This window comes from Sulfurivermis sp. (assembly GCF_059410345.1).
In genome coordinates, this window is record NZ_JBLJDO010000023.1 from 18,535 (window position 1) to 33,173 (window position 14,639).

14 protein-coding genes are annotated in these 14,639 nt (G+C 64.5%); 12 read left to right on the plus strand and 2 right to left on the minus strand.

Translation table 11 applies throughout. From position 1 onward, the window contains the following. Positions 1–39 precede the first annotated feature (39 nt). From ACMV8A_RS13815 to ACMV8A_RS13870, 12 genes are all read left to right on the plus strand, one after another. Entirely contained in the window at positions 40–810 is a 771-nt protein-coding gene (locus tag ACMV8A_RS13815; protein WP_495326459.1) for an MBL fold metallo-hydrolase, read from the plus strand. Positions 811–867: 57 nt separating this feature from the next. Next, a complete protein-coding gene (ffh, locus tag ACMV8A_RS13820; protein ID WP_495326460.1) occupies positions 868–2,226 on the plus strand; it encodes a signal recognition particle protein in 1,359 nt (452 codons plus the stop codon). Between the two features lie 173 nt (positions 2,227–2,399). Further along, complete coding sequence (gene rpsP, locus ACMV8A_RS13825; RefSeq protein ID WP_495326461.1) at positions 2,400–2,639, plus strand: 30S ribosomal protein S16; 240 nt, start codon at positions 2,400–2,402, stop codon at positions 2,637–2,639. A 43-nt stretch (positions 2,640–2,682) separates the two neighbouring features. Further along, positions 2,683–3,195, plus strand: a complete 513-nt coding sequence (rimM, locus tag ACMV8A_RS13830) for a ribosome maturation factor RimM (RefSeq protein WP_495326462.1) — start codon at positions 2,683–2,685, stop codon at positions 3,193–3,195. Beyond that, positions 3,195–3,938, plus strand: a complete 744-nt coding sequence (trmD, locus tag ACMV8A_RS13835; protein ID WP_495326463.1) for a tRNA (guanosine(37)-N1)-methyltransferase TrmD — start codon at positions 3,195–3,197, stop codon at positions 3,936–3,938. The genes rimM and trmD overlap by 1 nt, the downstream gene beginning before the upstream one ends. A 42-nt stretch (positions 3,939–3,980) precedes the next feature. After that, entirely contained in the window at positions 3,981–4,325 is a 345-nt protein-coding gene (gene rplS / locus ACMV8A_RS13840) for a 50S ribosomal protein L19 (RefSeq protein ID WP_495326464.1), read from the plus strand. Positions 4,326–4,374: 49 nt separating this feature from the next. Next, the gene (locus ACMV8A_RS13845; RefSeq protein WP_495326465.1) at positions 4,375–6,159 is read left to right on the plus strand and encodes a hypothetical protein; all 1,785 of its coding nucleotides are present in this window, start codon (positions 4,375–4,377) and stop codon (positions 6,157–6,159) included. Next, positions 6,156–6,632 (plus strand): methylated-DNA--[protein]-cysteine S-methyltransferase, encoded by a 477-nt coding sequence (locus ACMV8A_RS13850; RefSeq protein WP_495326466.1) that lies wholly within the window; start codon positions 6,156–6,158, stop codon positions 6,630–6,632. Before ACMV8A_RS13845 ends, ACMV8A_RS13850 begins: the two co-directional genes overlap by 4 nt. Beyond that, a complete protein-coding gene (xerD, locus tag ACMV8A_RS13855) occupies positions 6,616–7,527 on the plus strand; it encodes a site-specific tyrosine recombinase XerD (RefSeq protein ID WP_495326467.1) in 912 nt (303 codons plus the stop codon). The genes ACMV8A_RS13850 and xerD overlap by 17 nt, the downstream gene beginning before the upstream one ends. A gap of 47 nt (positions 7,528–7,574) precedes the next feature. Continuing rightward, on the plus strand, positions 7,575–8,897 hold the full coding sequence (locus tag ACMV8A_RS13860) for a cyclic di-GMP phosphodiesterase (RefSeq protein ID WP_495326468.1): 1,323 nt from the start codon (positions 7,575–7,577) through the stop codon (positions 8,895–8,897). 35 nt (positions 8,898–8,932) lie between these two features. Further along, complete coding sequence (locus ACMV8A_RS13865; RefSeq protein WP_495326469.1) at positions 8,933–9,415, plus strand: YajQ family cyclic di-GMP-binding protein; 483 nt, start codon at positions 8,933–8,935, stop codon at positions 9,413–9,415. A 19-nt stretch (positions 9,416–9,434) separates the two neighbouring features. Continuing rightward, positions 9,435–10,169 carry a thioredoxin fold domain-containing protein gene (locus ACMV8A_RS13870; protein WP_495326470.1) on the plus strand — a complete coding sequence of 245 codons (735 nt, stop codon included), beginning with the start codon at positions 9,435–9,437 and terminating at the stop codon, positions 10,167–10,169. 57 nt (positions 10,170–10,226) lie between these two features. On the opposite strand, the gene trxA is transcribed toward ACMV8A_RS13870, so the two are convergent. Next, positions 10,227–11,087: a thioredoxin gene (gene trxA / locus ACMV8A_RS13875; RefSeq protein WP_495326471.1), complete on the minus strand. Its 861-nt coding sequence runs from the start codon at positions 11,085–11,087 to the stop codon at positions 10,227–10,229. Positions 11,088–11,144: 57 nt separating this feature from the next. Next, the gene (locus ACMV8A_RS13880; RefSeq protein ID WP_495326472.1) at positions 11,145–14,492 is read right to left on the minus strand and encodes a UvrD-helicase domain-containing protein; all 3,348 of its coding nucleotides are present in this window, start codon (positions 14,490–14,492) and stop codon (positions 11,145–11,147) included. Positions 14,493–14,639: the final 147 nt, after the last annotated feature.

Sequence of the window (14,639 nt, forward strand, 5' to 3'; positions counted from 1 at the left end):
CGTGTACAGGGAGTCCGCCGCAGGACAGGGTGTGGGAGATTGGGTATGGATATTCGGGTATTGGGGTGCAGTGGTGGCATCGGGGCAGGGCTCCGGACCACCTCTTTCCTGATAGACCACGACGTCCTGCTGGATGCGGGCAGCGGCGTGGGTGATCTGACGCTGGATGAGATGGCGCACATCAAGCACATCTTTCTGACCCATTCCCATCTCGACCACATACTCGCCATCCCGCTGGTGGTTGATTCGGTATTCGACCGGGTTGACGCGCCGATACTCATACACGCCCTGCCCGATACCATCCGCGCCCTGCAGGCGCATGTTTTCAACGGGGTGATCTGGCCGGACTTCACCCGTCTGCCGCACCCGGAACGCCCGGTGCTGCGTTTCGAGACACTGGAGCCGGGCGAGGTGGTGACTCTGGGTGAGCGCCAGTTTGAGATGATTCCGGTGAGGCACATCGTGCCCACGGTGGGTTACCGCATTGCCACACCGAGCGGCGTCTTCGCCTTCAGCGGCGACACGACGACCAACGATACTTTCTGGGCCGCGCTCAATGCCGGTCCCCGGCTGGATCTGCTGGTTGTGGAGGCCGCTTTCCCTAACGCCGAACGGGAACTGTGTCGCGCGGCACGGCACTATTCGCCGGAGATGCTGGCCGAGGACCTCGGCAAACTGCACCACCGCCCACGCATCTGGCTGACCCATGCCAAGCCGGGGGCGGAGGAGAAGATTTTTCAGGAGGCCCGCACCCTGCTCGCCGGCTATGACGTCGACCATCTCACCGGTGGCGAGCGCTTCACGCTATAATCCCCGCCACTTCTGACCCCCGGCGGGTTTGCCCCGCCGTCACTGTGGACCCCGTACATGTTTGACAGCCTCAGCGAACGGCTGACACGAACGCTGCGTACCCTGCGCGGCGCCGGTCGCCTCACCGAAGACAATATCAAGGACACCCTGCGCGAAGTGCGCATGGCGCTGCTGGAGGCGGATGTCGCCCTGCCGGTGGTGCGCGACTTCATCGAGCAGGTGCGCGCGCGCGCCGTCGGCCAGGAGGTGATGTCCAGCCTCACCCCCGGCCAGGTGCTGGTGAAGATCGTTCACGACGAACTGGTACGGCTGATGGGAGCGGCCCACGCTGGCCTCGACCTCAATGTGCGTCCGCCTGCCGTGGTGCTGATGGCCGGCCTGCAGGGCTCCGGCAAGACCACCACCGTGGGCAAGCTGGCGCGCTGGCTGAAAGAGAGCCAGGGCAAGAAGGTGCTGGTGGTCAGCGCCGACATCTACCGTCCGGCCGCCATCCAGCAGTTGCAGACCCTGGCCGGTGAGGTCGGCGTCGAGTTCTTCCCCAGCGAGACCAGCCAGGATCCGGTGACCATCGGCCGGGGCGCCGTGGACTACGCCCGCAAACACTATCTCGATGTGGTCATCGTCGATACCGCCGGCCGTCTGCACATCGACGCCGACATGATGGCGGAGATCCAGCGTCTGCACGGCGCATTGGAGCCGGCGGAAACCCTGTTCGTGGTCGACAGCATGACCGGCCAGGATGCCGCCAACACTGCCAAGGCCTTTGGCGATGCCCTGCCGCTCACCGGCGTGGTGCTGACCAAGACTGATGGTGACGCCCGCGGCGGTGCCGCCCTGTCGGTGCGCCAGATCACCGGCAAGCCCATCAAGTTTCTCGGCGTGGGCGAGAAGAGCTCCGCCCTGGAACCGTTCCACCCCGAACGCATCGCCTCGCGCATCCTGGGTATGGGTGACGTACTGTCCCTGGTGGAAGAGGTACAGGCCAAGGTGGACCGTGCCGAGGCGGAGAAACTGGCCAAGAAGATCAGCAAGGGCAAGGGCTTCGACCTAGCCGACTTCCGTGACCAGCTGCGCCAGATGCAGAGCATGGGTGGCGTGGCCAGCCTGCTGGACAAGTTGCCCGGTGTCTCCAATCTGCCCTCGGCGGTTAAAAATCAGGTCAACGACAAGGAGTTCAAGCGTCTTGAGGCGATCATCAATTCCATGACCCCGCAGGAGCGCAAGCACCCGGACCTCATCAAGGGCTCGCGCAAGCGCCGCATCGCCGACGGTTCCGGCACCCAGGTGCAGGATGTCAACCGCCTGCTCAAGCAGTTCGATCAGATGCAGAAGATGATGAAAAAGATGTCCGGTGGCGGCATGGCCAAGATGATGCGTGCCCTCAAGGGCCGCATGCCGCCTGGAATGCCTTTCTGAATCAATAAGATATATTGCGAGTGCGGCAGCGGGGCGCTCTCCGCCCGTTGTCCGCCATTTGCCTCATGCCTGTTCTCTTTTTTCCTTCTCTGACATAGAATATGCGGCTTTCCGCCGTGGGCCGCTGAAGTCAGCGGCCCCGTTTGTTTGTGTACACGAGGATTTTTTACACAATGGTCACTATCCGCATGGCACGTGGCGGCGCCAAGAAGCGCCCCTTCTACAACATCGTTGTTACCGACAGCCGCAACCGTCGTGACGGTCGCTTCATCGAACGCCTGGGTTTCTTCAATCCCATCGCTGCCGCCAACGAAGAATCGGTGCGCATCAACCGTGAGCGCGTCGATTACTGGCTGTCGAAGGGTGCTCAGGCATCCGAGCGCGTCGCCAGCCTGCTGAAGCAGAGCGCCTGATTCCACTGCGCCATCGACGGAGGGCCGCTCGGCCTGTGCGCTGATGGTTGAGTCGGGGCAGGATAAGCGTATCGTCGTGGGCCGCATCGCCGGCCTGTTCGGCGTGCGCGGCTGGGTGAAGGTATTCTCCCACACCCAGCCCTTGGACAATATCCTTCGCTATACCCCCTGGCAGGTATTGCGTGACGGCCAATGGATGCCGATGAAGCCGGTGGGCGGCCGTGTCCACGGCAAGGGCATCGTGGCGCAGCTGGAAGGCTGCGACGACCGCGATGCGGCGGCGACGCTGATCGGCTGCGACATCGCCATCGAGCGCAGCCAGTTGCCGCGGGCGGCTGGGGATGAGATTTACTGGGCCGACTTGATCGGCCTGAAGGTGGTAACGCTGGACGGTGTCGAACTGGGGGTGGTGGACCACCTGCTGGAGACGGGCGCCAACGATGTGGTGGTGGTGCGCGGCGAACGCGAGCGCCTGCTGCCCTATGTGGATCAGGTGATCCGCGAGGTGGACCTGGGCAGCGGCCTGTTGCGGGTCGACTGGGACCCCGACTTCTGATGCGCATCGACGTCGTCACGCTGTTCCCGCCGATGTTCGATGCCTTGACCGGGTACGGCGTGACCGGGCGGGCGGTAAAACGGCAGATTTTGCAGTTGGCGTTGTGGAATCCGCGAGATTTCACCTACGACAATCACCGCACGGTGGATGACCGCCCTTATGGCGGTGGTCCCGGCATGGTGATGCTGGCGCAGCCGCTCACCGAGGCGGTGCAGGCGGCGCGGATGGCAGACCCGGAGCCGGCCCACGTGGTCTACCTGTCGCCCCAGGGGCGGCCGCTGGATCAGGCCGGGGTGGAGCAACTGGCACGGCGGCGGCGTTTGCTGCTGGTGGCCGGGCGCTACGAAGGCATCGACGAACGCTTCATCGAGGCGGAAGTGGATGAGGAGTGGTCCATCGGCGACTACGTCTTGTCCGGCGGCGAGCTGGCGGCGATGGTGCTGGTGGATGCGGTGGCGCGCCTGCTGCCCGGTGTGCTGGGCCACGAGGCCTCCGCCGCGCAGGACTCCTTCGCCGGCGGGCTGCTCGATTGTCCGCACTACACCCGGCCCGAGGTATGGGAGGGACGGGAGGTGCCGGCGGTGCTGCTGTCGGGTGATCATGCCGCCATCGCGCGCTGGCGCATGCAGCAGGCACTGGGACGGACCTGGTTGCGGCGGCCCGATTTGCTGGAACGGCTGGAGCTGAGCAAGGAACAGCAGAAATTGCTCACTGATTTCATCGGCGGGCATGAACAAAATTGATTCTATGTGTATAATGCGGCGGATATTTCCGGAGAACGTGTCATGAGCAACATCATCGAACAACTTGAAGCCGAACAGATGAACCGCGAGGTGCCGGAATTCGGCGCTGGCGATACCGTCGTGGTGCAGGTAAAGGTAAAGGAAGGTGACCGCGAGCGTCTGCAGATGTTCGAGGGTGTGGTGATTGCCAAGCGCAATCGCGGCCTGAACTCGGCCTTCACCGTGCGCAAACTGTCCCATGGCGAGGGCGTGGAGCGCGTGTTCCAGACCTACAGCCCGGCCATCGCTTCCATCGAAGTGAAGCGCCGTGGTGACGTCAGCCGTGCCAAGCTGTACTACCTGCGCGGCCGCACCGGCAAGTCGGCTCGTATCAAAGAGAAGCTGTAAGTCGTACCGGTCCTGCCGCCGGGCGCGGATCGGGACAGCAATAGGTACCATGACTGTGCAGAATAAAAGCGGATGCCACCCTCGCGGTGGCATCCGCTTTTTGCTTTGGGCCTGGTGGCTGTTACTGACGGCGACGCCGGCGACGGCGGTCACCCTCGCGCAATTGGAGGCGCTCTCCGCTGGCGGTGCGCCGCGGTTGGCGCTGGCGCTGCTGGAGCAGGAACAACCGGCCTGGCAGGAGGATGCCGCCGGTTGGATGGCCTGGGAGCATCACCGTGTGCAATTGCTCGCGGCGGGGGGGGATTGGCAGGCTCTGCACGATCGTATCGGCCAACTTCCCGCCGATGTCCCCGCCGATTTTTTCCGCTGGGCACAGACCTGGCGTGCCCGCGCCCTTATCGAACTGCGGGCGGTGGAACGTGCCCGCAGCGTCCTGCGCCAGTTGCTGTGGAGTGGCACCGGCAGTGATATCGAGTTGACCGCCTGGCGGCGCCTGGTGATTCAGAGCTACCGCGCCGACCGGCGCGGTGACGACGCCTATGCCGCCATGTTGCGCTACCGCCATGACTACGGCCGCGGCGGACCGGAGGATGCCCTGCTCAGTGCCCAGGTGTTGTTGGGGCAGGGGCGTGCGGCGGACGCGGTGGAGGCGCTGCACGGTCTGAATTCCGGCGAGGCCCGCCCCCTGTTGTTGCTGGCGCGCCTGCGCAGCGGGCAATGGGAGCCGCGTCGCGTGCTGCGCGAGGTACGGGAGCTGCTGCAGGAGAAGGGGCTGACACCGCAGGTGCGCCAGCAGGCCGAGGCCGTGGTCGCAGAAGCTGCTGCTGCCGCCGCAGACCCCGCCGCACAGGCCATCGCCCTGGAACAGGTGTTTTCCCGCATCCGCCAGTATCCCCTCGATGGCGAATTGTTTGCGCTGACCCCTGACGCCCTGTGGGAGGCCTACCTGGCCTATGCCCGGCAGGTGGGCAATCGTGAGCAGTTGCTGATCGGTGACGATGCCGCCTGGCTGGCCAAGGCGCAGGCGGCCGGCCGCATGTATCCCATTCGTGTACGTTCCATCAATGCCCTGCTGGCCCTGCATGGCGCCAGCGAGGCGGTACGCCAGCAGGCCCATGCCTCTCTGGTGGAAAACCTGCTGCAGCAGGAAGGCGGGGCTGAGGTGGTGCATCAGCTATATCTGGTGGCTGCGCGTTATGCCGAGGTGGCAAGTATCCCGGAAGGGGTGCGGCGCACCTTGCTCGATCCGGTGATCGCGGCCGGTGATTTGCCGCTGGCGGCGCGCCTGATGGCCGGTCTGGATCAGCCGCCGCCCGGGGCCGACCGGGTGATGTGGCGGCTGCGTCAGGCACGGGTGCTGCTGTTGGGAGGGGATTATCTCCAGGCGGAGGGTGTGTTGCGCGAGATGATCGGGCAGAGTGCCCGTCTGTCGCGGCCGGAGCTGGATCGCCTGATCCAGGTGCTGTTCGACCTGCAGACCGTGGGGGAGCACGAGGCGGCCTATCGCCTGCTGGAGTCTTTGCAGGGCCAGGTTGCCGATATGCAGTTGCAGCGCGAGTTGTGGTACTGGATGGCGGATTCCCGTCTGGCGCAGTCGCGCCCATTGGAGGCCGCCGCCCTGTATCTGCGCTCCGCCATGGTGCCGTTGCCGCAGTCGCTGGACCCCTGGGGCCAGACGGCGCGCTACCAGGCCGCCCAGGCGCTGGCCAAGGCCGGTGTGGTGGCCGACGCCCGCACCCTGTATGAGGAACTGCTGCGTACCACCGACGACCCCGGGCGTCGGGCGGTACTGCGCCGCGATTTGCAGCAATTGCTGCTGGTCCGGCCGCAATGACTTCGGTGTGGTCGGCGGTGATCGCCACGCCGCTGCCGGCGTGGCGCTTTGGTATCCGCTGTACAGGCGATGCTGTGAGTGAAGCGGAATTTCTGCCTGCCACTACGCCGCTACACTCGCCGCAAGATGACTGCGCGCGCCAGGCCGCAGCCGACGTGCAACGCTATTTTTCCGCCGCCCATACGCCGCCAAGCGTGGTCCTCGCCCCGCAGGGCACGCCGTTCCAGCAACGGGTATGGCAGGCGTTGCTGGCGCTTCCTGCGGGCCGGCCGTGCAGCTACGGGGTGCTGGCGCAACGCCTTGGCAGCAGCGCCCGTGCGGTCGCTGCGGCCTGCCGCGCCAACCCCATACCCTTGCTCATCCCTTGCCACCGCGTGGTGGCTGCCCACGGTCTGGGGGGCTACATGGGCGCTGTCGACGGCGAACCGCTACGGCTGAAGAACTGGCTGCTCGAGCATGAAGCCGCAGGCTGAGACCTTGTCCAGCCCTTTGCTGGAGCGTTTTCTCGATGCGCTGTGGATGGAGCGCGGCCTCAGCGACCACACCCTGGCCGCCTACCGGCGTGACTTGCAGGGGGCGGCGCGCTGGCTGGAGCAGCAGGGGCTCGGCACGCTGGAGGCCGCGACACGGCAGGATTTGCTGAGCTATCTGCACAGCCGGGTTGCCGCCGGCGCCCAGCCGCGCACCACCGCCCGTCTGCTCTCCAGCTTGCGCCGTCTCTACCGCTATTTGGTGCGTGAGCAGTTGCTCACAGAGGACCCCAGCGCGCGCATCGACAGCCCCAAGCTGGGGCGTGGCCTGCCCAAGGCGCTGACCGAGGCGGAGGTGGAGGCGCTGCTGGCGGCACCGAATATCGAAGATCCCCTGGGCTTGCGCGACCGCGCCATGCTGGAGGTGCTGTATGCCAGCGGCCTGCGTGTGTCGGAGTTGGTGAGCCTGGAGATGTACCGGGTCAGCCTGCAGCAGGGCGTGGTGCGGATCCTGGGCAAGGGCAGCAAGGAGCGCCTGGTGCCGCTGGGCGAGGAGGCAGTGAGCTGGCTGGAACGCTATCTGGCGGAGGCGCGGCCGCTACTGGTGCAGGGACAGGCGAGCGCTGCGCTGTTTCCCACCCGGCGCGGCGAGGCCATGACGCGGCAGGCCTTCTGGTATCTGATCAAGCGCTATGCCCGCCAGGCGGGGATCACCTCTCACCTGTCGCCCCATACCCTGCGCCATGCCTTCGCCACCCACCTGCTCAACCATGGCGCCGATCTGCGCGTGGTGCAGATGCTGCTGGGACACAGCAGCCTGTCCACCACGCAGATCTACACCCATGTGGCGCGCGAGCGGCTGAAGGCACTGCATGCGCAGCATCATCCGCGTGGGTGATTGCGCTATGATGGAAAGAACTCAGGCAGGGCAGCAGGAGCCGGAAAGTGCAGGAAATTGAGCGCATCAAGGTCTACGTCAGCGACTTGAAGCCGGGCATGTATGTGGCCGAGCTGGACCGGCCGTGGCTGGGGACGCCGTTCCTGTTCCAGGGCTTCCCCATTACCAGTGAAGAACAGATCGCCCAATTGCGCGAGTGTTGCCAGCATGTGTTTGTCGACGTGACCCAGTCCATAGGTTGGGAGCCGGACATGCGGCTGCTGCGTCGTATGGATGACTATCTCCTGCTCGAACAGCCGGCGGATGACGAGCCGCAGGCGGTACAGCCACCGCGTTTCACCACTCAGCGAGTGAACCGGGAGAGTAATGTCAAGCCTGGTGGCAAGCAGGATACGACGGCCTTTCTCACCGTGCTGCAACGGGCCCGCGAAACCTACGGTCGCACCCATGAATACGTTACCCAAGTGCTGGAAGATGTGCGGCTGGGACGTGCGGTGGACCCGGTCGAGGCCAAGAAGGTGGTCAATGCCCTGGTCGATTCCATCATGACCAATGAAAGCGCCCTGGTCTGGCTTACCATGCTCAAGCATCGGGACGAATACACCTCTCAGCACAGTCTCAATGTTTGCATCATGAGCCTGGTGTTCGGGCGTCATCTGGGCTTGACCGAGCACGAGTTGCGCGATCTTGGTCACGGCGCACTGTTGCACGATATCGGCAAAATGAAGGTGCCGCTGACCATCCTGAACAAGATAGAGCGGCTGACCGATGACGAGATGGCGGAACTGAAACGCCATGCTGAGTATGGCTATGACATGCTGAGGCACAGTCAGCATATCAGCCCGCAGGCACTGGATATCATCCGCTCCCATCACGAACGGGTGGACGGTAGCGGCTATCCGCGCGGCCTCAAGGGCGATGAGATCAGCCGGTTTGCCATGATAGTTTCAGTGGTGGATGTCTACGATGCCATTACCTCGGATCGTGTCTATCACATGGGTATTTCTCCCCATGAGGCGCTGAACCTGATGTATGGATGGACACCGCACAGCTTTGTGCGCGATTTGATTGAAGCATTCATCAAGTGTCTGGGCATTTATCCCATCGGCAGCATCGTCGAGCTGGAAACCGGCGAGGTGGGTGTAGTGATGACCATGAACCTGGCGCAGCGCATGCGGCCCATCATTACCCTGGTGCTGGATACGGAAAAGAAGCCCTATCCGGTGCGCAAGCTGCTCAATCTTGCCCACTATGCCGATGACAGCTGGCCTTTGAACATTAAACGGATTCTGCAGTCCAACGCCTACGGGATCGATGTGCGCAGCCTGGTGCTCGAAGGCGCTGCCGAAGAAATGCCGGTTACCCAATAGGGTGGCCAAAGTACATTGTCTCTAGTGAGGAACCCATGCCGTCTTTCGATATAGTCTCTGAAATCGATAAACACGAACTGGCCAATGCCGTGGACCAGACCAACCGCGAAGTGGACAATCGCTTCGATTTCAAGGGTTCAGAGGCGAAGGTGGAACAGGAGTCCGAGGCCCTGGTGTTGCATGCGCAGAACGATTTCCAGATCAAGCAGATGAAGGAAATCCTCTATCAGCGCCTGGCCAAGCGCGGCATCGACATCAAGTGCATGCAGGAAGAGGACATCGAGACCGCCAACATGCGCTGCCGTCAGCGCATCAAGGTACGCCAGGGTATCGACAAGGACTTGGCCAAGGAGATCGTTCGCCGCATCAAGGACAGCAAGATGAAGGTGCAGGCCGCCGTGCAGGGCGAGCAGGTACGGGTTACCGGCAAGAAGCGTGATGACTTGCAGGAGGCCATAGCCCTGTTGCGCGGTGCCGAGCTGGACATGCCGCTGCAATTCACCAATTTTCGTGATTGATTACACAAAGGTATTGTCAATGTTGCGTTCCGCTCTTGTTGCTGTTGTTTCCCTGCTGCTCATTGCAGCGCCGCTGCATGCCGATGATGCCGCCACGGCGAATATCCGCGCCGCCGTCGATGGGCTGATGCCGGGCCAGAATCCGGATGCCATCGGTCCTTCGCCCATCCCCGGGCTGTATCAGATTGCCTATGGTCCGCGCCTGTTCTACATCTCGGCCGACGGCCGCCATCTGATCAGCGGCGACATGTTCGATCTGCAGCAGCAGACCAATCTGACCGAGGCCTGGCGCGGCAAGGCGCGGCTGGCCGCGCTGGATGCGGCCAAGGCGTCGATGATCATCTACCCCGCCAAGGGCAAGGCCAAGCACACCATTACCGTGTTCACCGATATCGACTGCACCTATTGCCGCAAGATGCACAGCGGCATGAAGGAGATGAACGATCTTGGCATCACCGTGCGCTATCTCGCCTTCCCCCGTGCCGGCATTCCCTCGCCGTCCTATGACAAGGTGGCGTCGGTGTGGTGCGCGAGCAGTCGCAACAAGGCGATGGACCTGGCCAAGAATGAGGAGAAGGTGAGTATTAACGTCTGCGCCAACAATCCGGTGGCCGAACACCTCGCCCTGGGACAGTCGCTCGGTGTCAGCGCCACGCCTACCCTGATACTGGAGGATGGCACGGTGGTTCCGGGCTACCTGCCGCCACAGCGGCTGGTGCAGGAACTGGATGCCATGCGTCTGGCGAAGAAATGAATAACGGGGCCGTATGGCCCCGTTTCTTTTTCGGCAAGGCGGCGTCTGTGTCTTGCGTCAGTGCATCGCTGTGAACATCAGGCGCCGGTAGCGGTTCACCAGTTCGCCCTGTCCGCCGAGCAGGTCGAATATCTGCAGCATGCCCTTGCGGCCGGCGTCGTCACCGTAGGCGCGATCACGCCGCACCAGTTCCAGCAGTTGTTCCAGCGCGCCTTCGAAGTCTCCCGCCAACACCAGTCGCGCGGCGAGTCGATGGCGGGCCTGGCTGTCCTTGGGGTTGGCGGCCAGCGTCTGCTGCAATGTTTCGATTTCGGGGGCGCCGGCAGCCGCCGTGGCAAAGGTAAGGCGGGCACGCAGCGCCTCGGCCTGGGGTGACAGGGCGAGGTCTGTCGGTAAGGCGGCAAGCAACTGGGTGGCCTCGTCGGTGTTGCCGGTGGCGGCGCGCAGTTCCGCCAGCATCAACTGGGCGCGGTGATCATTCGGCACCTCGCTCATCACCTGGCGCAGTATCGCCTCGGCCTGGGCGGCGTCGCCATTTTCCCAGGCCTGTTCGGCGGCGGCCAGATAGCGATCCGCCGGTTGTTCCATATGCTTGTCGATGAAGGCGCGTACCTGGGATTCGGGCAGGGCGCCGCTGAACTCGTCGACGATACGGCCGTCACGGATCAGCTTGACCGTCGGTACGCTGCGCACGGCGAACTGATTGGCCAGCGTCTGTTGCTGGTCGATGTTCACCTTGGCCAGCAGGAACCGGCCCTGATATTCCGCCGCCAGCTTTTCCACGATGGGTAGCAATGCCTTGCACGGCTGGCACCAGGCGGCCCAGAAGTCCACCAGTACCGGCACCTGCATGGATTGCTCCACCACGCTGGCGAAGTTGTCGGTGGTAACGTCGATGATGTATGCGTTGTCGCTCATGGATTGATTGGCCTATTCGACTGCCCGGGTTCGTCGGGTTGCTTATCTATGGCGTGATCATGCGATTTCAATACCGGCCTCGATGCTGGCGCCGGTGGCGGTGAACAGCAACAGCGGGCGCACCCGCTTGCCCGGCCACAACCGGCGCACGCCTGCGGCATAGTAGGCCATTTGGGATGCGTAGGGGGCGGCGAGGCTGGCGAGACGGCCATTTACCGCCTGACGGTGCGTCTTGTAATCGACGATGATCACCTCGTCGTCCAGCAGCACCAGGCGATCGATGAGGCCGTACACGGCGCAGCCCTTCTCACTGTACTGCAAGGGCACTTCGTTCCAGGCCTGGCGGTAACAGGCCGGATCGAACAGGGTACGAAACTGCGGTGCACTGTGCACGGCGGCCGCCTCCTGCCACCAGACGGTCAGCTCGACATCGTCGGGCTGGCGTTGCAGTTCCGTTGCCACCTGATGGCGCACCGCGGCGGCGGCACTGCCGTTACTGAGCAATTCCAGCATGCGGTGGATGGCGATGCCGCGCAGGCGGCCGTCCTCGTCGCCGCCGTCGTTGCCACGGGCATGCACGCTGCGGCTGGGAGCGATTTCCCGCGCCAGCGGTGTGACATCCAGTACCTCGCGCAGCCCAGGCGGAGGTGTGACCATGGTGGCGGCAACGGCTGTGGGCGTGACACCGGCGCGGCTCGGCATGGCATTGGAGATTATCGGTTCTTCCAGTACCTGTTGCAGGTCGCCGTACCAGCCCAGCTTGTCGCCCTTGTTGGGCTGGCAAGCGGAGATATACAGCAACTGGCGGGCGCGGGTCAGCGCCACGTAGAGCAGATTGGCCGCTTCGCGCCGCTCGGCGGCCTGCTCTTCCTCGAGCTGGGCGCGGGTAAAGGCGTCCAGTTGCTCTTTCTTGCCCACCAGCAACAGATGCTCGGGCGCTTCGGCCTCCGCCGGCCAGCCCACCTGTGCATGCCAGGGGCGGTCGTTGCCGCCGGTGGCGGCGGCGTCGGCAAGAAACACCACGCCCGCCTCCAGCCCCTTGGCGGCGTGGATGGTCATCAGCCGCACGCGATCGGTGGCGGCATCGCTGGGGGCCTCGTCCGGCGCCTCATCCTGTTCACGCATCTCACCCAGGCGAGCGAGGAAGCGGGTGAGGCTGGGATAGCGGCCGTGGTCGATCTCCAGCGCCAGTTCGAGGAAGCGGGTGAGATTGGCGCGCAGGCGCGGGCGCAGGTGCGCGGGGAAGGCCGCCTCGTAGCGGGCGATGACATTGCCTTCGCTGTAGACCTTGTCGAGCAGATCGTGGATCGGCAGGGCGCCGGCCAAGGCGTGCCAACGGCCCAGACAGTCGGCGGCCCGGCGCAGCGGCGTGCCGGGGGCGGCATCGGTATGTTGCAGGCGTTCGAACCAGGCGCCGCGCTGGCCTTGGGCGAGGGCTATCAATTCATCGTCGCTGCAGGCGAACAGGGGCGAGCGCAGCACCTGCGCCAGGGCGAGATTGTTGTAGGGGGCGATCAGCGTCTCCAGCAGCCGCACCATGTCGTCCACTTCCAGGCTGTCGAGCAGGGTGCCGCGGTCGGCGCCGAGATAGGGGATGCCGGCCTCGCGCAGCGCCTGTTCATAGGCGTGCACGTGACTGCGCTTGCGCACCAGCAGCATGACATCGCCGTAACGCAGAGGGCGGGCCGCCTGCGGCGGGCCGAGCAGGGTACCGGCATCCATCAGGGCGGTGAGGGTGGCGGCGATCTGCCGGCCCTCCTGCAGATGGCGTTCATCCTCCTGCACGCGGCGCGGTTCCGTCAGCGGATTGCGCAGGGTGTCGCGCGGCGGCAACGGGTCCGCCGCCACGCTTTCAATCAGCGGCAGCAGTTCCACGCGGCCCCACAGGGCCTGGTGATGGGTGTCGTGGGCGGCAAAGTCGTCCAGCACGCCGGCCAGCGGACCGGCGGCGCCGAAGACACGGTTGACGCATTCCATGACCGCCGGCGCCGAACGGTAGGACACGTGCAGCGGATAGGCGTCCGCGTCCAGGTGCTGCTGCAGCCAGTGGTGGGCGGTGTGAAATAGGCGCGGTTCGGCGCGGCGGAAGCGATAGATGGACTGCTTGCCGTCGCCCACCAGGAACACGCTGCGCTGGCGTTCGCTGGGGGCGGTCGCCGCCATCTCCTGCAACAGCGGCAGCAGCAGGCGCCACTGCGTCGGGTTGGTGTCCTGAAACTCGTCCACCAGCAGATGGTTGATGCGTTGGTCCAGCTTGTACTGCACCCAATGGGCGTTGTCGGCGGCGGTGAGCAGACGATAGGCGCGCCACTCCAGATCGGTGAAGTCGAGCAGGCGCTGTTCTTCCTTGATACGTTGGTAGTGCTCCAGCAAGCGGGTGCCGGCACGATACCAGGCGCCATGCAGGAGCAACGTCTGCTGGGCGGCAAGGGCATCGCGCACCTGAGCCAGCTGTGCGCACATCAAAGCGTGCAGTTCGAGAAAGCGCGTCTCGCCGGTGATGCCCATCTTTTGCGCCTGTACCTTGCTTTCCTTGCGGACACGCGGATCACCCTTTTGGGTCAGGAATACCGTCGTCAGTGCGGCGTGGCGCCGGTCGATATCGGCGTCGTCCGCCAGGATGACGGCAAACAGGGCAAGGTGCTCCTCGTTGGTCTTGGTGACGTGCAGCGCCAGCAAGTCGCGGAATTCGACCAGTTGGGCCAGGTTGTGCGGCGTGAATAGAACCGCGCGCGGGTCGGTGTCGGGATCCACCTGCAACTGCTGCCGCAGCCGCCCCAGGGCATGGCCGCAGGCATCGGCCTGACCGGTGGTGTAGGCCCACCAGTCGCTGCGGTGGTCGAAAAAACTGTCCAGGGCGGCGGTGACATTGCTCTGGCCGCCGCACAGCTCCAGCAGCAGCGCCAGGTCACGTGCCACCTGATCGTCGCTGGCCGTGGTGGCCTCGCTGATCAGTGCCTCCCAGGCGGCAGCGCGCAGCTCGCCATTCTTTTCGGTCAGCTCAAAGCCGGGCGGCACATCGGCTTCCAGCGGGAAGCGGCGCAACATCTCCTGACAGAAGGCGTGGAAGGTGGTGGTGCGCAGGGGGCGCGGCGCGTGCAGCAGTTCCTCGTACAGCGCGCGGGCGCGCGCCTGCGCCTCTGTCGTGGGTTCGACATGCATCTGGCGCAATTCATGGACCAGCGCATCGGCGTCCAGAGACGCCAGCCGCAGCAGGCGCTCGGCCAGGCGCATCTGCATCTCCGCCGCCGCCTTGCGCGTGAAGGTGATGGCCAGGATGGTGTCCGGCGCAGCGCCCTCGAACAGCAGGCGTGCCAGGCGCGTCACCAGCAGCCAGGTCTTGCCGGTGCCGGCGGAGGCCATGACGGTGGCGTTGACGGCGGGATCGCTGGGGTGGTGTGTCATGCGTCGGACATAGGCGTGATGGAGGGCAAAGCATACCACTGTCGGCGTGCCGTGTTTGGCGCTCCGTTATTTGTAGGAATTTTCTGAAAGCCGTGTCAGTGGCCGCGCGGGTGCGACGTGGTCACTGTATAGCGGTAAACCAGCGGG